The sequence below is a fragment of the Mycobacterium sp. GA-2829 genome (assembly GCF_001499965.1).
In the GTDB taxonomy this organism is placed as follows: domain Bacteria; phylum Actinomycetota; class Actinomycetes; order Mycobacteriales; family Mycobacteriaceae; genus Mycobacterium.
Window position 1 is genome coordinate 22625 of the sequence record NZ_LQIT01000012.1, and the last position, 21423, is coordinate 44047.

A 21423-nucleotide genomic window follows, 5' to 3' on the forward strand; every position below is an offset into this window, starting at 1 on the left:
TGCCCGCGCCGTCAGACGTGGAGTTCACGGTGCAATCGCGGGATCTCGTCGTCCGCACGCTGGAACCGGTGCAGTTCCGCCCGCATCGACGGGGTCGACATAGCCTCGAAATCGCCCGGCGGCAACAACATCTGGAATACCAGTCCCTGACCGTCCGCACCTTCCATCAGCGCTCCGAAGCCGGGAACCGGTACCGTCATCAACAACGTCCAGTAGTACGCGGGGGTGCCACCGAACTCGAGGCGGTGCACCCCGAATCGAGTCAGGTTGGTGATCAGTGGGTTCCACCGCCGCAGGTTGAACGTCCCCGTCACACAGCGAAGGGCGCCCCAGGCCCCGGCGGCGTCCATGAATCGCTGGTTGGCCCGCATATCACAGTCCTCGTCCGTGAAACGGTCGAGGTGGTGGCGGATGTCCTCGGCGATCGATGCCGCGGGCTGCCCCCGCCGTAGGTCGACGTTCGTCGTGGTGACGATGTTGCCGACGAGCATGGGATCGAGGTTGCACCGAGTCCGCACATTGACGACGAGTGCGAGAGTGCGGCGATCCACCTCGGGTTGCGCTCTCATCAGAGCTTCACAGACATGGGCACACACGACCTCATTCGTCGACAGCCATCTCCGCGCCGAATAGGCGTCTCGCATGCGGGCCAGTTCGTCGTCCCCGAAGTACATCCGGACGCTGCGCAACTTCCGCGCATCTCGTACCAGATAGCCTGCCCCGCGCGCGATTTCAGCCAGGCCGAGGCGGCGCACCCCGGGCCGCGCAGCGCCATCGGCCGGAAGATGCTCATCGAGGTAGGCGGCGCGGTCTTCGACGATCAGGGGCACAGCGAACGGTTCGCCGCGGGCGGCGGCAGTCCATGCTCCCATCAGGTACATCAACGTCTGCATGTCGCCGATCGCGTGGTGCCAGGAGATCCCGATCGCCGTCGAGTCGTCCGCGAGATGCGTGATGCGGACTGTGCACAACGGACCCCACCCCCACCGGGCGGCGACACCGTTCACCGGGTCGACGAGCCATCGCCCGCTGTCTTCGGAAGTCGAGGTGATCGCCTCGTGGAGAGTCCGACCGGACGACATCACGGTGAAGGGGACGCCCTGTCCCCCACAGCGAATGCGCATACCGGCACCGCCCATGGCCATGCGGCCCGCGAAGACCGGGACCCCGCCGATCGCGCGCGCGAACGACCGGCGCAGCGCCCGGGCATCGAGATGGCGCTTGAAGAAGAACACCACGTTCATCGCCAGGTTGGCGACGATGGCGTCCGCGGCATCGCAGCGGATCTCCAGCGGATGTGTGCACGTCGGTGCGATCAGTTGGGTCAACACGGCACCTGCCTCCGGCGGGTCAGTATCACTCGCGCCCCGCGTTTGGGTGTGTGAGAGACGCCGCGGAAATGCGACTTCTCGTCGGGGGCGTCGTCGGTTTGCAGGCGGAACATCCGCAGCACCGTGCGCAGCACGACGTCCATCTCGACGATGGCGAAGTCGGCCCCCGGACAGCGTCGTTCACCTCCGCCGAACGCCTGCCAACCTGGCGCGGTTCGCTGGGCGCCGACGAAGCGATAGGGATCGAATCGCTCCGGATCGGGGAAGAGCTCCGGGCTTTCGTGCAGGTCGGCGATGCGTACGAGCACGGTACGACCGCTCGGTATCCGCCATCCGCCGAGTTCGAGATCCGTTGCGTTGACTCGGCGTCCGGCCACGTCGAGGACGGTGCGCGCGCGAAGCGCCTCTGCGATCGTGGCTCGCCGCAGGGCGCTGCCCCGCTCGTCGATCTCGGCGACGAGGTCGGCCAGGAGCGCGGGGTGGCGCCGCAGTCTTTCGAAGGTCCACGCCAGCGCCGACGCGGTCGTTTCGTGGCCGGCGCCGATGAGCGCCAACAACTCGTCGCAGATGTCCGCCCGGGATAGCTGGGTTCGACCTTCCTGACTGCTCCGGACCAGCAACGCCAGGACATCCGTCCGCTTGCCGAGTTCTGGATCCGTCTCGGCCTCGTCGATCAGTGTGAGGACGACTCGGTCGTATGCGCCCCGGAAGCGGTTGAGTGCGCCCCAAGGGCTGTGGCGTCCCCTCCAGAACGACGGCGCGGTCACGAACGCCACCAATGAACCCAACGTCATGAACGGGGGGATGATCGCGCGTAGCTCGTCCGCCCCCGACCCGTCTGCGCCGAAAACCGTTCGAAGTATCACGTTCAGGCTGATCCGGTTCATCGGTTCGAGGATTCGGAACTCTTTCCCCTCGGGCCACCGGGAACTCTCCCGCACCGTCTCTTCCTCGACGACCTTCTCGAGGTCCCTCAGGCTGCGGCCGTGAAACGCCGACGCGAGCAACCGGCGCCGTTGGCGATGCGGCTCTCCGTCGAGTCCAAAGACCGACCCGGGTCCGAACAGATTGCTGAGGTTCGGTTGCACGTTCACCAGTCGTTCCGCGCTCGCGGCGAACACCGCCTTCACTGCCGCCGGATCCGATATCACCGCCGTCCGCCCGAACAGGGGGATGTCGAGCTCGAAGACGCGCCCGTACCGGCGGATCCAGGTCCGCATCGCCGTGCGGCGCCGGACAGCGAATCGAACCGCCTGAATCATCCTCGGCTCCCCCACGACGGGCACGCTGAACTGCTCGGATGTCCCGCGGGCATCGCTGCTCGTCAAGACGGTCATCGGCACTCCAATCCACGGCGCTCCCGATCGTCGCGCGTTCCGGACGCGACGACCGCGGTAGGGCACTACTGCAATCGGCGCCGGATGCAGCGGTGGTACTGAGTCGGTGTGACCCACCACATCTGGATCCCGATTGAATTCCGTCGCTCTGGGTAACCTCCCCCTCGTGCTCAGCGGGGAAACGACAGTGGCCATCGACGAATGTCACGGATGTGGCTACCCACGGTTGGGGCCGGGTCTGTGCGCCCCGTGCCAGTCGTTCTCCACCCTGCCGTTCATGCGGTCAGAGGAACGTTTCACCGGTTAGGAGTCGCGAGTATGCGCACGCAACATCGCCGCATTTCCACCGTCGTAGCGATCGGCGCCGCCGTCCTGTTCACCCCGTTGGCCGTGGCCTGCGGAGGCAGTGAGGAGTCCGGCGACACCTCGACGTCGGAGACCACCTCGTCCACCACCGCCGTCGCGCCGACGCCCACCACCACCGCGCCCGCGACCTCCCCGGCGGTTCCGGCCCCGGGGGACACCGGCGGCACGGAAGGCACCGGCGCACCGGCCGCACCCGCCGCGCCGGGCGACACCGGCGTTCCCGCTCCCCCGGCCGGCTCGCCCGCCGCCGAAAGGGGTCCGTCCACCCAGCCGGAGACCCCGACCATCGCGCCCGGTGAGGGTCCCGCGGTGACCACCACGCCCGAGGACACCCCGCCCGGGATGGGCGACGACGAGGGCAGCGGCGACTAGCGGTACTGACGTTGACGTCAGCGCCTTCAGGGGTATCCCGGGGCGATGACCGTCATCGGCTTCCACTGCTCGCATGAGCAGATCAATCCCGCCCAGATGCTGCGGGACGTCCAGCACGCGGAACAGGCCGGCTTCACCGCCGGCATGTCGTCCGACCACTTCAGCCCGTGGAGCGAGCGGCAGGGCGAATCCGGCTTCGCGTGGGCGTTTCTCGGCTCGGCGCTCGCGACCACCGGACTGCCGTTCGGTGTGGTCAACGCCCCCGGTCAGCGCTACCACCCGGCGATCATCGCCCAGGCCATCGCCACGCTGGCGCAGATGTTCCCCGGCCGGTTCTGGGCTGCGCTGGGTTCGGGCGAGGCGTCCAACGAACGCATCACCGGGCAGGCGTGGCCCCGCAAGGAGGTCCGTGACGCGCGCCTGGTCGAGTGCGTCGACGTCATCCGCCGCCTGCTGCGCGGCGAGGAGGTCAGCCACGAGGGCCTGGTGGAGGTGAACCGGGCCCGGCTGTGGACGCTGCCCGCGGTGGTGCCCGACCTCGTCGGGCCCGCGGTCACTCCGCAGACGGCGGCGCGCCACGCCGCCTGGGCCGACGGGTTGATCACCGTCAACCAGCCGCCGGAGAAGCTCCGCGCGGTCCTCGATGCGTACCGGGAGGCCGGCGGGCGCGGCCCGGCCCGGCTGCAGATCCACCTGAGCTGGGCGCGCACCGACGACGAAGCCATGGCGATCGCGCACGACCAGTGGCGCAACAACGTCTTCGACCCGCCGGTGTCGTGGGATACCGAGACGGTCGAGGCGTTCGACGTCATCGGCAGCGCGGTCTCCACGGAGAAGGTCGGCGGCGCGGTGCGGGTCTCATCGGACCTCGGCCGCCACGCCGAGTGGCTCGCCGAGTATGTCGAGCAGGGCTGGGAGGAGCTCTACCTGCACTTCGTCGGCCAGGAGCAGGCGCCCTTCATCGACGCCTTCGGCGAGCACGTGCTGCCGCAGCTCTCGCCGACGGCACCGGGTTCGAGCGCGGCGATCGCATGAGGAAGATCGAGACCGGCGACCTGTGGTGGAAGAACGCCGTCTTCTACTGCGCCGACATCGAGACGTTCTACGACTGGAACGGCGACGGGACCGGCGACATCCGGGGGATGACCGAGCGCATCGAGTACCTCTTCGATCTCGGCATCACCTGCCTGTGGCTGATGCCGTTCTACCCGACCGCGCGCAAAGACGACGGCTACGACATCGTCGACTTCTTCGGCGTCGACCAGCGCCTCGGCAACCTCGGCGATTTCGTCGAGCTGGTGCGCACCGCCCGCTCCAAGGGCATCCGCGTGATCGTCGACTTCGTCATGAACCACACCTCCGACGCGCACCCGTGGTTCAAGTCCGCGCGACGCAGCACGGACGATCCGTACCGCGACTACTACGTGTGGAGCGAGACCGAGCCCGAGTCGAGCCCGGCCGACGTCGTCTTCCCCGATCAGGAGGACAGCCTCTGGGAGCAGGAGCCCAAGACCGGGGAGTGGTACCTCCATCACTTCTACAAACACCAACCCGACCTGAACATCGCCAATCCGCGCGTGCAGGAAGAGATCTCACGCACATTGGGCTTCTGGCTGCAGCTGGGCGTCTCCGGCTTCCGGGTGGACGCCGTGCCGTTCCTGTTCGCCCGGGACGGCGCGCCGGGCGACCCCGGCGTCTTCGACCCGTACGAATACCTTGGCGACGTCCGCAATTTCGTCACCCGCAGGGTCGGCGACGCGGTGCTGCTCGGTGAGGTGAACGTGCCCTATGCCGACCAGAAGTCGTTCTTCGGCGGCGACGACGGCGACGGGCTCAACATGCAGTTCGACTTCATCGGCATGCAGAACATGTACCTCTCGCTGGCGCGGGGTGACGCCGGACCGCTCGCGGCGGCGCTGCGCGAACGCCCGTCGCTCGACGAGACCAGCCAGTGGGCGAACTTCGTGCGCAACCACGACGAACTCACCCTCGACAAACTCGGCGAAGCGGAACGGCAGGAGATCTTCGACGCGTTCGGTCCGGAACCGGACATGCAGCTCTACGGCCGCGGGCTGCGGCGACGGTTGCCGTCGATGCTCGGCGGGGACGAACGCCGGATGCGCATGGTCTACTCCCTGGCGTTCTCCCTGCCGGGGACCCCGGTGCTGTTCTACGGCGAGGAGATCGGGATGGCCGAGAACCTCGACATCCCAGGGCGATTCGCGGTCCGCGTACCCATGCAATGGACCGACGACGCCAACGGCGGCTTCTCCAGGGCCGCCGCACGGCAGCTCCCCCGACCCCTCACCGACGGCCTCTACGGGCCGGAGCACGTGAACGTCGCCGACCAGCGCCACAATCACCAGTCGTTCTGGTGGTTCATCCGCGATCTGATCTACACCTATCGCCAGCAGCCCGAGATCGGGTGGTCGACCGCCGAGGTGCTCGATCAGCCCAATCCCGCGGTCCTCGCGCACTGCTGCCGGGAGAAGAGCGGGTGGACGATGGTGGCGCTGCACAACTTCGGCGCCGACCGATGCATGGTGCCGATCCAGATCGAGGACGCGCCGGAGGGGTCGACGCTCGTCGACCTCATGGACGGGTTGTCCGTCCACGAACTCGACGCGAAAGGGCGGCTCGAGATTGGCCTCGACGGTTACGGATACCGGTGGTTGCGGCTGCTGCGGCCGGGCGACGACCCCATCATCTGAGACCATCTCACCGTGTGGGAGCTCGCCATCGGTATCGGCGCCGGGTTCGCGCTCACCTGGCTGGCGCTCGTGGTCGCCTTGATATGCGCGCGCCCGCGCGGAAACCTGTTGCGCGAGGCGCTGCGCATCCTGCCCGACACCCTCCGCCTCGTCCGCAGACTCGCCGCCGATGACGCCCTGCCGCGAGGCGTCCGAATCCGATTGGCGCTGCTGCTCGCCTATCTGGCGTCGCCCATCGATCTGATCCCCGATTTCATCCCCGTACTGGGCTACGCCGACGACGCCATCGTCGTCGTCGCGGTGCTGCGCAGCGTGGTGCGGCGATCGGGTCTGGATGTGGTGCGCCGGCACTGGCCCGGAAGCGATGACGGGTTCCAGGCGCTGCGGCGGCTCACCGGGTTGGCTGCGTCATGTCCTGATCCGGCCCAGGAACCACCGGCTGGCGAGGAGGTAACACGCGAGGGCCGCCACCTGCGCGACGGGGACCACGATCAACAGGGCACGGCCGAGCGCGGCGCTGCCGAGGTGGGCGGTCAACGCATCGCTGATGAGTCCCGTGACGAACGGACCGGCCGAGCCGAGGACGGCGCCGAAGAAGAGGAAGACCGCCGAGGCGGTGGCCCGCTGCTCGGGGAGGACCAGCCGCTGGATGGCCGCGATGGACGGCGCCATGTAGGCGGTGCCGATGACGTAGCTCAGCGCGATGAACAGCACACACAGCGCGGGGCTGCCCACCAGGAAGGCGGCCACCGAGCACGGCAGCAGCACCGCGGTCATCGCGGCGACGAGCCAGAGCAGCCACCGCGGGTCGCGGGCGGCCAGGCGGTCGGCCACCCGTCCCACCACGAGGAGGCCGACGATGCCGGCCACCCCGCTGGCGATGCCGTACTGCAGGCCGACGTCGCCGATCGACATCCCGTGGCTGCGGATGAGGAACGCAGGCGCGAACGTCGTCAGCGAATAGCCGGCGATTGAGATGCACGCCGCGCCGGTGACGATGACGACGTAGCTGGGCTCACGCAGCAGATCCCACGGTTTGGCGGTGCGCTGTCGCGGGGCGCGGTCGAGGACGGGCATCGCCTGGCGGCGCCCGATCACCACCAGCACCAGCGGGACGAACGCCACGCTGATCGCCCCCATCACCACGAACGCGGTGCGCCAGCCGAACGACTGGGCCAACAGCCCGCCGCCGATCAGGCTCGCGGCACTGGCCAGTGGGATCGACAGGGTGATGACCGCCAACGGTGCGGCACGTCGTTCCGGTGCGAAGTTGCGGGCGACGTACGCGTGGGCGGCGGGGGTGCTGCCCGCCTCCCCCACCGCGACCCCGACGCGGGTCAGCGCCAACTGCAGACCCGACTGCGCGACCGCGCCGACCATGGTCATCGCGCCCCATAATCCGAGGCACACGGCGACGACCGAGCCGAACGCACCGCGGTCCGCGAAGCGCGCGATGAAGATGCCGAGCACCGCGTAGACGATGAGGAAGCCGAAGCCGTTGATCACACCGATCGCCGTATCCGACAGCGCCAGGTCGTTCTTGATCGGCTCGGCGAGGACGGCGGGCAGGAAGCGGTCGGCGTAGTTGAGCGTGCCGACGACGGCCAACAGCGCGACGGCCGCCCATGCCCGCCGCGGCCCGTGCGTCTGCGCCTCGATCGGGGATGTGCCCTGCGTCGTCAGCGCCACGGTGCGGAAGCCTGGCAGACCGCGGTGCGGTTGTCAGGCGAATCCGACTTCCCGATTCGGGTCCGCGGACGCCGCCGGGCTGGCAGTCTGGGCGCAAGATGCCCGCACCCGACGTCCTCACCTGCGGAAATGACACTCTCTCTTTTGAGCAGATGTCTTATCACTTACGATAACCAGACTCTTGCTTCAGCCCCGGCCCCGCCTACTTACGCGCAGAAGCAATCGACGGAATGGAGCGCTCACCGATGACCGACACCGTCGCCACCCGCTATTCGGGCACCCGCGTCGCGAGGGTCGAGGACAACCGCCTGCTGACCGGTCGCGGCACCTTCGTCGACGACATCCAGCGCCCCGGGATGCTGCACGCGTGCTTCGTCCGCAGCCCCTTCGCCCGCGCGAAGGTCAACGGGATCGATGCCTCCGCGGCGCTGGCCATGCCGGGGGTGCACGCGGTGTTCACCGCCGCCGACCTCAACGGGGACGCGGTCGAGGCGTGGCACGCCGTGGCAGGCAAGGACGTCCCCGACACCCCGCGTCCCCCGCTCGCCGAGGGTGAGGTCAAGTTCGTCGGTGATCCGGTCGCACTCGTCGTCGCCGAATCCCGCTACCTCGCCGAAGACGCCGTTGACGCGGTCGAGGTGGACTACGAACCGCTGCCCGCGGTGGCCGACTTCCGCACCGCCGTGAACTCCGAAGTCGTTGTGCACGAGCAGTATCCGGACAACGTGGCGGGCGGGATGGGCGGTGCGCCACCGGACGAGGAGACGTTCGGCGCGGCGGCGTGTGTGGTCAGCGAGAACATCTACCAGCAGATGTACGTGCCGGTGCCCATCGAGACCCGCGGCCTGGTCGCCGAATGGGGTTCGACCACCGACGAACTGACGCTGTGGGCGTCGACGCAGACACCGCACGAACTGCGCGCCTTCGCCGCCCGGCTACTCGGTATCCCGGCCCAGAAGGTCCGCGTCATCATGCGCGACACCGGCGGCGGTTTCGGCCAGAAGGTCGTGCCGATGCGCGAGGACATGGTGATCATGCTCGCCGCACGCAGAGTGCCCGCGGCACTGAAATGGATCGAGGACCGGCGCGAGAACCTCATGTCGGCGGGGCAGTCGCGCCACGTCGACGGCACCGCGCGCATGGCGTTCGACGAGGACGGGACCATCCTCGCCGTCGACATCGACTTCAACCAGGACGTCGGCGCCTACCCCACGCCGTATCCGGTGCTCACCACCGCGGCGATCGGCATGTTCTTCCCCGGCCCGTACCGGGTGCCCAAGGCCAGCTTCAACTACAAGACGGTGTTCTCCAACACCGCGGGCCTGCACGCCTACCGCGGCCCGTGGCAGTACGAGACCCTCGCCCGCGAGATCATGCTCGACATCGCCGCCCGCAAGCTCGGCATCGATCCGGTCGAGTTGCGCCGCAAGAACATCCTGCGTGGCGACGAGATGCCGTACTTCAACCCCAACGGCATGCCGTATGACCACGTCGCGCCCGCCGACACCTTCGAACAGGCCGTCAAGATCCTCGACCACGAGGGCTTCCGCAAGGAGCAGGCCGAAGCGCTCGCCCAGGGCCGCTACATCGGCCTCGGATTCTCCGCCTACATCGAACCGACCGGCGCGGCCACCGGCCACCTGGCCACCGAGGGCTGCACCATCCGGATGGAGCCGACCGGCAAGGTCAACGTCTACGTCAACGGCGGCTCGAGCGGAAACAGCTTGGAGACCACCGTCGTTCAGCTCACCGCCGATGCGCTGGGCGCCGACATCGACGACGTCTCCACCATCCAGGGCGACACCGCGGTCACCCCGTACGGGGCGGGCACGCAGGGCAGCCGCAGCGCTCCGATGACCGCGGGCGCGGTCAGCGAGGCGGGGGCGGTGCTGCGCAGGCAACTCGTCGCGATGGCCGCCCACCATCTCGGCGCCGAGGCCGGCGACATCGAACTCGGCGGTTCCCGGGCGTACCTGCGCGAGGATCCCGACAAGAGCGTGTCGTTCGCCGACATCGCCTACCGCGCGTACTACGAACCCGCCCAGCTGGCACCGGGCACCTCGGCAAGCCTGGAAGCCACCGCGCGCTTCACCTCACCGCCGGAGGCGATGATCCACTGGGCCAACGCCACTCACGCGTGTACCTGCGAGGTCGACGTGGCGACCGGTCAGGTGACGTTGACCCGCTACATCGTCAGCGAGGACGTCGGCCCGATGATCAACCCGAACATCGTCGAGGGTCAGGTGGCCGGCGGCACGGTCCAGGGCATCGGCGGCGCGCTGCTGGAGAGCCTGGTCTACGACGCCGACGGCAACCCGCTGTCCTCGACGTTCGTCGACTATCTGCTGCCGACCGCGACCGAGGTGCCGCCGATCGAATTCGGCCACGTCGAGATCCCCGGCCCGGGTGTCGGCGGCTACAAGGGCGCGGGCGAGGGCGGCGCCATCGGCTCCACGCCCGCGGTGATCAACGCGATCAACGATGCGCTCGCCCCACTGGGCGTCACCGTCACCCGACTACCGGCCAACCCCGCGACCATCGTCGAACTGCTCGAAAACATTCAGCGAGAGGACCACTGACCGTGGAACTGAACAACGAATTCCGGGTCGCGGTGCCCGCCGCCAAGACCTGGGAGGTGCTCACCGACGTCGAGCGGGTGGCGCCGTGCCTGCCCGGCGCCACGCTGCTGTCGGTCGACGGCGATGAGTTCACCGGTGCGGTGAAGGTCAAGGTCGGTCCGATCACAGTGTCCTACAAGGGTGTTGCCGCCTTCCAGGAGAAGGACCCCGCCGCCCAGCGGGTCGTGCTCCGCGCCTCGGGCAAGGAGACGCGCGGCAACGGCAACGCCGCGGCCGTCGTCACCGCGCAACTCAAAGACGAGGGCGACGCAACCCACGTCGTGATCAACACCGACCTCACGATCTCCGGTAAGGCCGCCCAGTTCGGCCGCGGCGTGCTCGCCGACGTCGCCACCAACCTGATCGGTCAGTTCGCCAAGGCCCTCGAGGCCGACGTGCTGGGCGACGCCCCGAAGGCGACCACCGCCCCCACCACCGAAGCCGCGACCGCCGCCGCCCAACCCGCCGCGGGCGATTCGGTCGACCTGCTCAAGGTCGTCGCGGTGCCGATGGCCAAACGCTTCGCCCCCGTGGTCGCGGGTGTGGCCGCGGGCACCGCGCTGGGCTTGCTGATCGGCCGTCGCCGCAGGCGCGCACATCCGGCCGCCGTGCTGGCCGAGGATCTGCAGGCCGCGTTGGCCAGGCTACTGTCGTCATGAAGGCCGCCCCGTTCGCATACCACCGCCCGGAGACGGTGGCCGAGGCGGCGCAGCTGCTCGCCGAATTCGGCGAAGACGCCAAGATCCTGGCCGGCGGGCAGAGCCTGGTGCCGATGCTGGCCATGCGCCTGACCCATTTCGCGAACCTGGTCGACATCTCGCGGCTCGACGAGCTGACCGGCATCGACCTGATCGACGACCAGATCGTGGTGCGCGCGGCGACCCCGCACGCACTGGTCGGCATGGACGACGAGGTCGCCGATTCGGCGCCGCTGCTCACGCTGGCGACCCCGCACATCGGGCACTTCCAGATCCGTACCCGCGGCACCCTCGGCGGCGCGATCGCCCACGCCGACCCGGCCGCCGAATACGCCGCCGTCGCACTGGCCCTCGACGCGCGGATCGAGGCGGTGTCGACCCGCGGACGCCGCGAGGTCGCCGCCACGGACCTGTTCACCGGTCTGTGGGAGACCTCGCTCACCTCCGACGAGATCCTCACCGCCGTGCGGTTCCCGGTGTGGAGGGGCCGCTGCGGATTCGCGGTCGAGGAATTCGCCCGTAGGCATGGCGATTTCGCGATCGCCGGTGCGGCGGTCGCCCTCGAGGTCGACGGGGACGACCGGGTGACCCGGTGCGGTATCGGCCTGCTGGGTCTGGGATCGACGCCGCTGCGCGGCACCGACGGCGAACGTGCCCTCGTCGGAGCGCGCCTGTCCGAGATTGACGCCGACGAGGTCGGTGCGGTCACGCTGGCCGCGCTGCGCGACATCCCCGCCGACCTGCAGGGTTCGGCGAGCTACCGCCGTCGCGTCGGCACTGCGATGGTCGCCCGTGCCGTCACATCGGCCGCGGCACAGGTGAATTCGGAGGAGTTGAGCCATGCATGAGCTGCCTGTCGAGTTGACGGTCAACGGCCGCGCCCACCGCGGCCTGGTCGAACCGCGGATCACCCTCGCCGACTTCCTGCGCGAGACGTGCGGGCTGACCGGCACGCATCTGGGTTGCGAGCACGGCGCCTGCGGTGCGTGCACGGTGCTGCTCGACGGTCAGGCCGTGCGCTCGTGTCTGGTGTTCGCGGTGCAGGCCGACGGTCAGGACGTCACCACCGTCGAGGGGATCGCCGGTCCCGACGGTGAACTGTCCCCGGTGCAGTCCGCGATGAAGGAGTGCCACGGGCTGCAATGCGGCTTCTGCACACCGGGTTTCGTCACCTCCATCACCGCGCTGCTGGCCGACAACCCCGACCCCAGCGACCAAGAGATCCGCGAGGGCCTCTCGGGCAACTTCTGCCGCTGCACCGGCTACCAGGGCATCGTCGACGCGGTCCGCCTCGCGGCCGAGAAGACGCGCGCCGGGGAAACCGTCAGCCCGTAAAGGAGAAGCGCGAACACGATCCGCCCGGCAGGATTGCGCCATGCGCATCGGATTCATCGGACTCGGCAACATGGGCTCGGCGATGGCGGCCAACCTGCTGGCCGCCGGACACGAGGTCACGGCCTACAACCGGTCCCCCGACAAGGTGGACGCCCTGGCGGCCAAGGGCGCGCACCCGGCGCGCACGGTGGCCGACGCCTGCCGGGGCGACGTGGTGGTGACGATGCTGTCCGACGACACCGCCGTCGAGGCGGTCGGCTTCGGCGACGACGGCATCGTCGCCTCGCTGCCCCCGAACGCGATCCACGTCTCGGCCTCCACGATCAGCCTGGCTCTGGCCCAACGGCTCATCACCGCCCACGCCGAAGCCGGTCAGCGATACGTCTCGGCGCCGGTGTTCGGCAGGCCAGAGGCGGCGGCAGCGGCCAAACTCTTCGTGGTCGCCGCGGGCGCACCCGACACGGTGTCCGAGGTGGCGCCGGTCTTCGACGCGGTCGGCCAGCGCACCTTCGTTGTGGGCACCGAACCGACCGCGGCCAACCTGGTGAAGGTGTCGGGGAACTTCCTCATCGCCTCGGTCATCGAATCGCTCGGCGAGGCCATCGCGCTGGTCACCAAGGGCGGAGTCGACGCGGGCGACTACCTCGACCTGCTGACCTCCACGCTGTTCGACGCACCGGTGTACCGCACCTACGGCGGGCTGGTGGCGCGCCGGCAGTTCGAACCCGCGGGCTTCGCCGCCACCGGCGGCCTCAAGGACATCGGCCTTGCCCTGGAGGCGGGTGCCGGGCTGCAGGTCCCGCTGCCGATCGCGAGCCTGCTACGCGACCGGTTCCTCACCTTGCTGGCGCACGGCGGTGGCCAGCTGGACTGGTCGGCCATCGGCGCGTTGAGCAGCTGGGAGGCGGGCGGGTCTTCCCCAACGGCCTGACCGACACCCACAATGGCCAGATGGGCCCGTCGATCACCTATCGGCTGCTGCAGATCGCGCTCGCCGTCTTCGGCACGGTGATGGTGCTGCTCTACCCGCTCGCGGTGGTGTGGCCGTCGGGGTGGGCGTGGCATCACGGGCCGCCGCACGAGTCCGACTACTTCATGATGATCGTCGGGCTGTACGCCACCCTCGGCGTCTTCCTGTGGATCGCGGCGCGACGCCCGGAGGCGCACGTCAGCTTGATCTGGTTCACCGTCTGGTCCAGTGTCGTACACGCCGCGATCATGGCGGTGCAGTCGCTGCGCGGCGACCACCTGGGTCATCTCCTGGGTGACGTCCCCGCACTGGTTCTGGTGGCCGTCGTCCTGGCCGTGTTGGTGCAGATCTCCGGCGCGGGGCAGCGCTCAGACGACCCCGCGTAGGCCGTCGGCGCCGAACAACGGCTCGAGCATGCCCGACATATCCGGCCCGCGTCGCAGATTGTGGCCGCCGTCGACGTTGACGATCTGACCGGTGATCCACGACGACGCATCGCTGAGCAGGAACACCGACAGGTTCGCGATGTCCTGCACCTCGCCGAAGCGCGGCAGCGGGGTGCACGCCCGGTAGTCCGCGGACACCTCGGGCGACTCCAGGATTGGGCCGACGAGGTCGGTCTGGATCAGCCCGGGCCGAATCCCGTTGACCCGCACCCACGACGGTCCCAGTTCGTCGGCGGCCAGCTGCATGATGTGATCCAGCGCGGCCTTGCTCGGCCCGTACGCGCCGAACCAGCGGTGCACATTGCTCGACGCGATCGACGAGATGCCGACGAAGGATCCGCCGCCGCCCCGAACCAGTTCGCGCGCAGCGTGTTTCAACACGTACATGGTGCCGTTGACGTTGAGGTCCACGGTGCGCCGCCACGCGTCGGAGTCGATCTGGGTAATCGGGCCGATGGTCTCGGATCCGCCGGCGCTGTGGACGACGCCGTGCAACCGACCGCGCCAGGCGGTGGCGGCCTCGACCAGGCGCGCCGCCTCGTCCTCGTTGGTGACATCGGTCGGTTCGTAGCGAACCTCCCCCGCTCCGTCACCGGTCGCGGCCGACAGTTCCTCGGCCGCGGCGGCGAGCCGGTCGGCGTTGCGGCCGGCCAGCATCACATCACCGCCCGCAGCGAGGATCGCCGCGGCGACCCCCTTGCCGATACCGCTGCCACCGCCGGTGACCAGATAGGTGCGATCCGCCAGTGAAAGCAGCAAGGCCGTCCTCCGATACCTAGGTCGTATAACTGAAACGCGTTCTAGTTATACGTCACGGTTCGTCGCGGCGGGCCAACTTCGGCGCCCCCAGTTCGCGCCAGTCCGGCACATCCGGGGGCAGCCCGACAGCCATCCGGTTCTCGTTGTGCGCCGCCCAGTGCGCATGGCCGAGTTCGTGAATGTGGAAACCGTGCCGCAGCGCCTCGGTGAAGCCCATCGCGTCGGCGGCCGCGTTGACCGAATCCTTGACCAGCAGCGCCGCCATCGTCGGCAGCGCGGCGATCCGGCGCGCGAACTCGACGGTCCGGTCCTCCAGGTCCGCGCGTGGGAACACCTTCGACACCATGCCGAGGCGGTGCGCCTCGTCGGCGTCGATCGAATCCCCGGTCAGCAGGAGTTCTTTGGCCTTCCGCGGCCCGAACTCCCAGGGGTGCGCGTAGTACTCGACGCCCGGCATCCCCAGCCGCACCGCCACCACGTCGCTGAACCTGGCGTCGTCGGCGGCGACGATAAGGTCGCACGCCCAGATCAGCATCAGGCCGGCCGAGATCGCATTGCCCTGCACCTGGGCGATGGTGATCTTGCGCAGATCGCGCCAGCGCCGGGTGTTCTCGAAGAAGTAGTGCCACTCCTGCAGGTAGATCTTCTCGGCGATCGGCGCGCGGGTGCCGCCGTTGACGGTGAAGCTCGGATGCTGGCCGGGCCCCGGCGTCCGCTCGGCGATCGCCTCTTCGGACCCGAGGTCGTGACCGGCCGAGAAGTTCTTGCCGCGGGCGGCCAGGATGACCACCCGGACCTGGTCGTCGGCTTCGGCTCGACCGAACGCCTCGTCGAGAGCCACCAGCAGCGTGCGGTTCTGCGCGTTCTGGGTCTGCGGCCGGTTCAGCCAGATCCGGGCGATCCGGCCGTCGTCGAGGGTCTCGTAGGTCACCTGCTCCTGGGTGGACACTAGTCGCACGATACGGGGCCCGACCAGGCATGTCGCCGCCGGTGTGGTGAGTCGCCTAGAGTTGCGGACATGCCTGCCAAGTCTGATCCCGCCGAAATCGGCGACGTCGAACCGCTCGCCGACAGCACCGCTCGCCAGGCTCGCCGCGTGGTGGCCGCCTACGCCACCGACGCCGACGAGTGTCGCGTCTTCTTGTCCATGCTCGGCATCGGGCCCTCGAAGCTCGAGGCGTAAATGGCCTCGGGGGGCGACGGCCACGCCAGCTCGGGGAATTCCGAATTCGTGGTCGTGGCCAACCGGTTGCCGATCGACATGGAGAAGCTGCCCGACGGCAGCATCTCCTGGAAGCGAAGCCCCGGTGGGCTCGTCACCGCCCTGGAGCCGCTGCTGCGCCGTCGGCGCGGCGCCTGGATCGGGTGGGCCGGCATCCCGGACAGTCCCGAGGATCCCATCGAGGAAGACGGCCTGCAGCTCTACCCGGTGGCCCTGTCGGCCGAGGACGTCGCCGACTACTACGAGGGTTTTTCCAACGCCACCCTGTGGCCGCTCTACCACGATCTGATCGTCAAGCCGATCTACCACCGCAAATGGTGGGACCGCTACGTCGAGGTCAACCGCCGCTTCGCCGAGGCGACGGCGAAGGCTGCCGCACCCGGCGCCACGGTGTGGGTGCAGGACTACCAGCTGCAGCTGGTGCCGAAGATGCTGCGCATGCTGCGGCCCGATCTGACCATCGGTTTCTTCCTGCACATCCCGTTCCCCCCGGTCGAGCTGTTCATGCAGATGCCGTGGCGCACCGAGATCATCGAAGGGTTGCTCGGCGCCGACCTCGTCGGGTTTCACCTGCCCGGTGGGGCACAGAACTTCCTGTTCCTGTCGCGGCGCCTGGTGGGCGCGAACGCCTCACGGGCGACGGTCGGGGTGCGGACCCGCTTCGGGGAGGTCCAGTACGGCTTCCGGACGGTGAAGGTCGGCGCCTTCCCCATCTCCATCGACTCGGCCGATCTCGACGCCAAGTCCCGCAACCGCGCGATCCGGCAGCGGGCCCGCGAGATCCGCAACGATCTCGGTAATCCGCGCAAGATCCTGCTGGGTGTCGACCGGCTGGACTACACCAAGGGCATCAACGTCCGGTTGGAGGCGCTGGCCGAACTGCTCAGCGACGGTCGGGTCAAACGCGAGGAGACCGTGCTCATCCAGCTGGCCACCCCGAGCCGGGAGCGCGTCGAGAGCTACATCGCGATGCGTGAGGACATCGAGCGGCAGGTCGGCCACATCAACGGCGACTTCGGCGAGGTCGGTCACCCGATCGTGCACTACCTGCACCGGCCGGTCCCCCGCGACGAATTGATCGCCTACTTCGTCGCGGCCGACGTCATGCTGGTCACGCCTCTGCGCGACGGGATGAATCTCGTGGCCAAGGAGTACGTGGCCTGCCGCCACGATCTCGGCGGAGCGCTGGTGCTCAGCGAATTCACCGGTGCCGCAGCCGAGTTACGGCAGGCCTACCTGGCCAATCCGCACCACCTCGAAGACGTCAAGGACGCCATCGAGGCCGCGTTGAACCAGACTCCCGAAGAGGGTCGCAGGCGGATGCGTGCGCTGCGCCGCCAGGTGCTCGCCCACGACGTGGACCGGTGGGCCCGCGCCTTCCTCGATGCGCTGGCCGGCACGCGCGACGACGCGAAATCAGTCTGAGCCGGTCTCAGATCGGGGTGATGTAGTTGATCAGCCACTTGCCGTCGAGCTTGGTGTAGTCGACGCGCAGGCGGCTGCCGTCATAGATGGGCTGACCGCCCTTCTCGGTGACGGTCCGGTTGAGGTACACCATCACCTGCGCTGAATCACGTTGCGCCGAGAGGACTCCGACGCCGACGACGTGTGCCTGGCTGACGACCTGCCGCTCCCGGGCCTGCGGGATGATCTCCTTGGTCGCCCGGTCGCTGAACTCCTGCCGGAACCCCGGCGCCAGCAGCGGGTAAGCCTCGGTGAGACTGCGCTCCACCGTTTGGTAGTCATACCCGAACATCCTCGGGATCTGGTCGGCCGCCAGCGGGGCCAGGGTGTCACGCGCCTGCTGGGCGCCGCGGGTCTCGACGCGTTGCCAGTACAGCCAGCCGCCGACACCGGCCAGCGCGACGAACGCGACCGCGCACACCACGCTGAGCAGACCCACGATCCGGGTCGTCCACCGACCCATCAGTTCCCGCCCTCGGGGTACTTCAGGTCATAGCCGGTCATGTGGCCGTTGTCGTCCTCGTGGACGATGATGCGCAGCCGGTAGGGCTGGGACGGCTTGTTCGTCCCGTCGACGTCGGTGACCGTCACCCGTACCGAGACCAGGACGGCGGCATTGCCGGCGATGTTGTCGACGCTCTCGAGCGCAGCACCGTTGATCACCGCTTCCGAGCTGGCCTGGGTGTCGCGGAAGATCGCCTTGAGATTGTCGACGTTGCCGTTCTGGCTGAGCATGTCGCGCAGCGGGCCGCTGGTTCCGTCGACGAACCGGTTGACGCTGTCGTCGATGTTGTCCTGCGTGTAGCTGAACATGTTGACCGCGGTCTGCGATGCGGTGTCGACGAAGCGCTGCTCGCGGGCCTGCTCGGCGTCGGCGGCGCGCTGCTGGACGCCTGCCACCGCCACTGCCGCGGTGAGGGCGGCCAGCGCGACCGCCGTGACGACGAGTGCCACCGCGGCGACGAGCGTGCGGTGTGGCTGGCGACGCGGAGGCGGCCCGGCCGGACGGGATGACCGCACCCGCGCGACGGCCGGGGCGTCGACGCTGACCTTGCCGGGTGCGGCCGCGGCCGCGTCGGTCGACCCGTTCGCCGGGCCGGCCGCGCGCGACGCACGACGACGCGCCGGCTTCGTTTCCGAAGCCGTGTCCTCTGTCATCACACCTGCCTTGGAGCCATCATCAAGTCCGCCCAATTCTCCGCCGGCGCCAGTTTGGCAGCGCCGGGGGCGTATACGCCAGTCCCGCCCGCGGGATCGGCGAACTCACCGGTCCGGGAGTCGTAACTGGTCATGAGCGGATCACTCGGCCCGCTGGCCACGGGCTGCTCGGCCGGCATCGGTGGCTGCGGCCCGGGGATGGGCACCCCGTTGAGGGAGTTGCCCGGCGGTGGCGGCGGCGCCACGGGGACCGCTGGTGGTGGCGGTGCCGCAGGAGCCGGCGGTGCCGCGGGCGGGACGGGCCGGCCGTACGGCGGCGCGACCTGGTCGGGCGGCGCGTAGTACGGCAGCGGTGGCGGCATACCCGGCTGATTCGGCGGCACCGGCAACGGGAACGGCGCATGCGGCGCCGGGCCCGGGCCGGGTGTCGCCCCCGGCGGCAGTTGCACCACCGGCGGTCCCGGATCCGGATCGATCTGCGGCGGGATGAACGGGAACTTGTTCATCGGCAACGACATTCGCGGGTCGGTGACCGGCGTGTCCAGCGGCACCGGCGGACCGCGCCACGGGTTCGTGCCCACCGGGATGTACCCCTTGGGATCGCGGCACAGCTGGATCGTCGGCGCCCGCTTACCGGGGAACTCCTGGCACGGGTAGTTGCGCGCGCCGCGGACCACCGCGGGGTCGTTGTGCGGAGTCTTGCAGTAGAGGTCGTCCGGCAGATCGCGCACCGTGAGGTCGGCCGGCGAGCGGATCGTCGTCGGCGGCAGGAAACCGGTCGAACAGGACGGCGGATCGTTGAGGTGGATCTTGAAGTCGAGCTTGCCGCCCTCGTCGGCCGGCACGCCGCCGGCGACGGTGTTCAGCGCGGCGATCAGGGCCGGGAAGATCACCAGCGCCTGTTCGATCGACTTGTTGTAGATGACGCCGATCCGGCCGAAGTTCGCCAGATTGGCGGCGAGCACCGGGAACGTGGGCCGGATCCCCGCGAACGTCGTGTTGGCAACCTCGGTGGTCCCGGGCACTGTCTGCAGGGTCGTCCGCAGCTGCGGGTCGGCGCCTGCCACGTTGCCGGTCAGCCGGGCCAGCCCGTCGGACAGGGAGCGGATGTCGTCGCCGCTGCGGATCTGGCTGTCCAGGAACGGCCCCACCTGGTCGATCAGCTGGGTGGTCTGGCCGTAGTTGGCGTTGGCCTCGTCGATGAGCAGCCGCGAGGACTGGATGAGCCGCGACAGTTCCGGCCCTGAGCCGTTGAACGCCTTGAACGTCTCGCGCAGCAGATCCTGCAACCGGCTGTTGCCGACGCTGCTGACCAGTTTGTCGGCCTCCTCCAGCATGCCGGCGATGTCCTGGCCGATCGCGGTGCGGTCCACTCCGATGTCGGAACCGTCGTGCAGCATCGACGACGCCGCCTTCTGCGGTGGCACCAGGTCGACGTACTGCTCGCCGACCGCCGACACACTCTTGACCGTCGCGGTGACGTTCTCGGGCACCGGGGTCTTGCTGTTGAGCCGCATGTGCGCGACGACGCCCGAATCGGACAGCCCGACCGATTCCACCCGGCCGATGGTCACGCCGCGATAGGTCACGTTGGCGTTCTCGTAGAGGCCGCCGCCCGCGGTGAAATTCGCGGTGATGTTGTAGGACCCGATACCGACAGCCGCCGGCAGATGCAGATAGAACAGCGAGATCGCGCCGACGGTGAGCACGGTGACGACCGCGAAGATCGACAGCTGCAGACGCGTGAGACGGTTCAGCATCAGGGCGCCTCGTGCTGCGTCGCCGTGCCGGCCGGGATCTTGAACGGATCGGCCGCCTGACCGGAGAGGTTGGCCATCGCACCGGTCAGGAAGTCCGGCGGATTGATGACCTCCCCCATCCTCTTCATGTTCGGGTCCAGTCCGAGCGAGGTGGTGAACACCGACTCGCCCAGGCGCCGCACCGTGAGGTCGAACGTCACGAACACATTCAGGTAGTCACCGCGTACGGCGTTGCGCAGGTACTTGTAGTGGAACGGGAACGTCGGCAGGAATTCGAGGTCTTTGATGAAGTCGTCGGCATTGTCGTTGAGCGACTTGATCACCGGGTAGAGGTCTTTCAGGTCGGCGGCGAAGTCGGTCTTGGTCTCCGACAGCACGCGGGAGGCGATGACGGCGAAGCTTCGCAGCGCGCCGAACGCCTCGACGATGTTGGCCCGGTTGTTGTTGAGGACCTCGAGTGCGGCGGGCAGCGTGTCCAGCGTGCGGCCCAGGCTGTCGCGGCTGCGCGACAGGATTCCGGCGAACCGGTCCAGACCCTCCATGGCGGCGATGATGTCGTTGGTCTGGCGGTCCAGCGAGCTGGTGAGCTCGGCCAGTCGCGGGATGAGGTCGGCGAAGGTGCCCTCCCGGCCGGCCACCGCGGTGTACGCCTCGTCGGTGATGTCCTGCAGCGCACCGAGATTGCCCTTGTTCACCACGACGCCCAGCGATGACAGCACCTCCTCGGTGCTGGGGTACCGACCGGTCCGGTCGAGCGGGATCTGTGATCCGTCCTTCAGCCTGCCCACGGCCGGCTCATCCTTGGGGGCCGCCAACTCGATGTGCTGGGAACCCAGCAGGGAGGTCTGGGCCACCTTGGCCGTCGCGTTCTGCGGGAGGTCCACGTCGCCGTCCAACGACACCTGCACCGCGGCGTAGAACGTGCCGTCGGAACGCTGCACGGCGTCGATGCCCGACACGCTGCCGACGGTGACGTCGTTGACCATCACCGGTGAGTTCTGCGGCAGGGTCGCCACGTCGGGAAGCTGCACGGTGATCTTGTAGGCACCCGCGCCGTGGCCGGCAGTGCCCGGCATGTTCAGTGAGTTGAGTCCGCCGAACTGGCAACCGGCCAGCAGCAGCACCCCGCCACCCAGCGCCATCGAGCGGTAGCTGAGCCGAGTCATGCGGCGCCGCAACATCGTGCG

The 21423-nt window shown here is 68.9% G+C and carries 20 protein-coding genes and 2 pseudogenes; 13 read left to right on the forward strand and 9 right to left on the reverse strand.

What is annotated here, in order from left to right; translation table 11 throughout:
• Window positions 1-11: 11 nt before the first annotated feature.
• Together AU194_RS08585 and AU194_RS08590 are read right to left on the reverse strand one after the other, a co-directional pair.
• On the reverse strand, window positions 12-1328 hold the full coding sequence (locus AU194_RS08585) for an acyltransferase (RefSeq protein WP_157575955.1): 1317 nt from the start codon (window positions 1326-1328) through the stop codon (window positions 12-14).
• Window positions 1325-2668: a cytochrome P450 gene (locus AU194_RS08590; RefSeq protein ID WP_059088813.1), complete on the reverse strand. Its 1344-nt coding sequence runs from the start codon at window positions 2666-2668 to the stop codon at window positions 1325-1327. Before AU194_RS08590 ends, AU194_RS08585 begins: the two co-directional genes overlap by 4 nt.
• A 318-nt stretch (window positions 2669-2986) precedes the next feature.
• On the opposite strand from AU194_RS08590, the gene AU194_RS08595 reads away from it, so the two are divergent.
• From AU194_RS08595 to AU194_RS32160, 4 genes and pseudogenes are all read left to right on the forward strand, one after another.
• Window positions 2987-3406: a hypothetical protein gene (locus AU194_RS08595; protein WP_059088814.1), complete on the forward strand. Its 420-nt coding sequence runs from the start codon at window positions 2987-2989 to the stop codon at window positions 3404-3406.
• A gap of 45 nt (window positions 3407-3451) precedes the next feature.
• The gene (locus tag AU194_RS08600; protein WP_059088815.1) at window positions 3452-4441 is read left to right on the forward strand and encodes a TIGR03885 family FMN-dependent LLM class oxidoreductase; all 990 of its coding nucleotides are present in this window, start codon (window positions 3452-3454) and stop codon (window positions 4439-4441) included.
• Complete coding sequence (locus tag AU194_RS08605) at window positions 4438-6117, forward strand: alpha-amylase family protein (protein WP_059088816.1); 1680 nt, start codon at window positions 4438-4440, stop codon at window positions 6115-6117. Before AU194_RS08600 ends, AU194_RS08605 begins: the two co-directional genes overlap by 4 nt.
• 12 nt (window positions 6118-6129) lie before the next feature.
• Window positions 6130-6519 (forward strand): annotated as a pseudogene (locus tag AU194_RS32160) (YkvA family protein); the annotation flags it as partial.
• Between the two features lie 6 nt (window positions 6520-6525).
• On the opposite strand, the gene AU194_RS32165 reads toward AU194_RS32160, so the two are convergent.
• Entirely contained in the window at window positions 6526-7806 is a 1281-nt protein-coding gene (locus AU194_RS32165; protein ID WP_231743231.1) for an MFS transporter, read from the reverse strand.
• 24 nt (window positions 7807-7830) lie between these two features.
• On the opposite strand from AU194_RS32165, the gene AU194_RS32965 reads away from it, so the two are divergent.
• From AU194_RS32965 to AU194_RS08640, 7 genes and pseudogenes are all read left to right on the forward strand, one after another.
• The gene (locus AU194_RS32965; protein WP_197417554.1) at window positions 7831-8055 is read left to right on the forward strand and encodes a hypothetical protein; all 225 of its coding nucleotides are present in this window, start codon (window positions 7831-7833) and stop codon (window positions 8053-8055) included.
• Window positions 8052-10385 carry a xanthine dehydrogenase family protein molybdopterin-binding subunit gene (locus tag AU194_RS08615; RefSeq protein ID WP_059089049.1) on the forward strand — a complete coding sequence of 778 codons (2334 nt, stop codon included), beginning with the start codon at window positions 8052-8054 and terminating at the stop codon, window positions 10383-10385. Before AU194_RS32965 ends, AU194_RS08615 begins: the two co-directional genes overlap by 4 nt.
• 2 nt (window positions 10386-10387) lie before the next feature.
• Window positions 10388-11083, forward strand: coding sequence for an SRPBCC family protein (locus tag AU194_RS08620; RefSeq protein WP_059088817.1), 696 nt, complete (start codon window positions 10388-10390; stop codon window positions 11081-11083).
• Window positions 11080-11970, forward strand: coding sequence for a xanthine dehydrogenase family protein subunit M (locus tag AU194_RS08625; protein WP_059088818.1), 891 nt, complete (start codon window positions 11080-11082; stop codon window positions 11968-11970). Before AU194_RS08620 ends, AU194_RS08625 begins: the two co-directional genes overlap by 4 nt.
• Window positions 11963-12457 (forward strand): (2Fe-2S)-binding protein, encoded by a 495-nt coding sequence (locus AU194_RS08630; protein ID WP_059088819.1) that lies wholly within the window; start codon window positions 11963-11965, stop codon window positions 12455-12457. The genes AU194_RS08625 and AU194_RS08630 overlap by 8 nt, the downstream gene beginning before the upstream one ends.
• Before the next feature lie 28 nt (window positions 12458-12485).
• Window positions 12486-13388 (forward strand): annotated as a pseudogene (locus AU194_RS08635) (NAD(P)-dependent oxidoreductase); the annotation flags it as partial.
• A gap of 20 nt (window positions 13389-13408) precedes the next feature.
• Window positions 13409-13813: a DUF6632 domain-containing protein gene (locus AU194_RS08640; protein ID WP_059088821.1), complete on the forward strand. Its 405-nt coding sequence runs from the start codon at window positions 13409-13411 to the stop codon at window positions 13811-13813.
• Here the strand turns inward: AU194_RS08640 and AU194_RS08645 are convergent.
• Window positions 13796-14632, reverse strand: coding sequence for an SDR family oxidoreductase (locus AU194_RS08645; protein ID WP_059088822.1), 837 nt, complete (start codon window positions 14630-14632; stop codon window positions 13796-13798). The genes AU194_RS08640 and AU194_RS08645 overlap by 18 nt on opposite strands.
• A 52-nt stretch (window positions 14633-14684) precedes the next feature.
• Window positions 14685-15581 carry an enoyl-CoA hydratase gene (locus AU194_RS08650; RefSeq protein WP_082698544.1) on the reverse strand — a complete coding sequence of 299 codons (897 nt, stop codon included), beginning with the start codon at window positions 15579-15581 and terminating at the stop codon, window positions 14685-14687.
• Window positions 15582-15650: 69 nt separating this feature from the next.
• Here AU194_RS08650 and AU194_RS32170 point away from each other — a divergent pair, with 69 nt between their 5' ends.
• Complete coding sequence (locus AU194_RS32170) at window positions 15651-15815, forward strand: hypothetical protein (protein ID WP_197417555.1); 165 nt, start codon at window positions 15651-15653, stop codon at window positions 15813-15815.
• Window positions 15816-17279 carry a trehalose-6-phosphate synthase gene (locus tag AU194_RS08655; RefSeq protein WP_059088824.1) on the forward strand — a complete coding sequence of 488 codons (1464 nt, stop codon included), beginning with the start codon at window positions 15816-15818 and terminating at the stop codon, window positions 17277-17279.
• A gap of 7 nt (window positions 17280-17286) precedes the next feature.
• Here AU194_RS08655 and AU194_RS08660 read toward each other — a convergent pair whose 3' ends face one another.
• From AU194_RS08660 to AU194_RS08675, 4 genes are read right to left on the reverse strand one after another with little or no spacing between them, the layout of a single operon-like run.
• The gene (locus AU194_RS08660) at window positions 17287-17781 is read right to left on the reverse strand and encodes a hypothetical protein (protein WP_059088825.1); all 495 of its coding nucleotides are present in this window, start codon (window positions 17779-17781) and stop codon (window positions 17287-17289) included.
• Window positions 17781-18476, reverse strand: coding sequence for a hypothetical protein (locus AU194_RS08665; RefSeq protein ID WP_059088826.1), 696 nt, complete (start codon window positions 18474-18476; stop codon window positions 17781-17783). Before AU194_RS08665 ends, AU194_RS08660 begins: the two co-directional genes overlap by 1 nt.
• The gene (locus AU194_RS08670; protein WP_059088827.1) at window positions 18476-20236 is read right to left on the reverse strand and encodes an MCE family protein; all 1761 of its coding nucleotides are present in this window, start codon (window positions 20234-20236) and stop codon (window positions 18476-18478) included. Before AU194_RS08670 ends, AU194_RS08665 begins: the two co-directional genes overlap by 1 nt.
• Entirely contained in the window at window positions 20236-21402 is a 1167-nt protein-coding gene (locus AU194_RS08675) for an MCE family protein (protein ID WP_197417556.1), read from the reverse strand. The genes AU194_RS08670 and AU194_RS08675 overlap by 1 nt, the downstream gene beginning before the upstream one ends.
• Between the last annotated feature and the right edge of the window lie 21 nt (window positions 21403-21423).

What these genes read in the sequence shown, in the direction of transcription:
- AU194_RS08590 (WP_059088813.1), bottom strand. Translation starts at nt 2,668, where the DNA reads ATGACCGTCTTGACGAGCAGCGATGCCCGCGGGACATCCGAGCAGTTC.
- AU194_RS08595 (WP_059088814.1), top strand. Translation starts at nt 2,987, where the DNA reads ATGCGCACGCAACATCGCCGCATTTCCACCGTCGTAGCGATCGGCGCC.
- AU194_RS08600 (WP_059088815.1), top strand. Translation starts at nt 3,452, where the DNA reads ATGACCGTCATCGGCTTCCACTGCTCGCATGAGCAGATCAATCCCGCC.
- AU194_RS08605 (WP_059088816.1), top strand. Translation starts at nt 4,438, where the DNA reads ATGAGGAAGATCGAGACCGGCGACCTGTGGTGGAAGAACGCCGTCTTC.
- AU194_RS08615 (WP_059089049.1), top strand. Translation starts at nt 8,052, where the DNA reads ATGACCGACACCGTCGCCACCCGCTATTCGGGCACCCGCGTCGCGAGG.
- AU194_RS08625 (WP_059088818.1), top strand. Translation starts at nt 11,080, where the DNA reads ATGAAGGCCGCCCCGTTCGCATACCACCGCCCGGAGACGGTGGCCGAG.
- AU194_RS08630 (WP_059088819.1), top strand. Translation starts at nt 11,963, where the DNA reads ATGCATGAGCTGCCTGTCGAGTTGACGGTCAACGGCCGCGCCCACCGC.
- AU194_RS08640 (WP_059088821.1), top strand. Translation starts at nt 13,409, where the DNA reads ATGGGCCCGTCGATCACCTATCGGCTGCTGCAGATCGCGCTCGCCGTC.
- AU194_RS32170 (WP_197417555.1), top strand. Translation starts at nt 15,651, where the DNA reads ATGCCTGCCAAGTCTGATCCCGCCGAAATCGGCGACGTCGAACCGCTC.
- AU194_RS08655 (WP_059088824.1), top strand. Translation starts at nt 15,816, where the DNA reads ATGGCCTCGGGGGGCGACGGCCACGCCAGCTCGGGGAATTCCGAATTC.
- AU194_RS08660 (WP_059088825.1), bottom strand. Translation starts at nt 17,781, where the DNA reads ATGGGTCGGTGGACGACCCGGATCGTGGGTCTGCTCAGCGTGGTGTGC.
- AU194_RS08665 (WP_059088826.1), bottom strand. Translation starts at nt 18,476, where the DNA reads ATGACAGAGGACACGGCTTCGGAAACGAAGCCGGCGCGTCGTCGTGCG.
- AU194_RS08670 (WP_059088827.1), bottom strand. Translation starts at nt 20,236, where the DNA reads ATGCTGAACCGTCTCACGCGTCTGCAGCTGTCGATCTTCGCGGTCGTC.
- AU194_RS08675 (WP_197417556.1), bottom strand. Translation starts at nt 21,402, where the DNA reads ATGACTCGGCTCAGCTACCGCTCGATGGCGCTGGGTGGCGGGGTGCTG.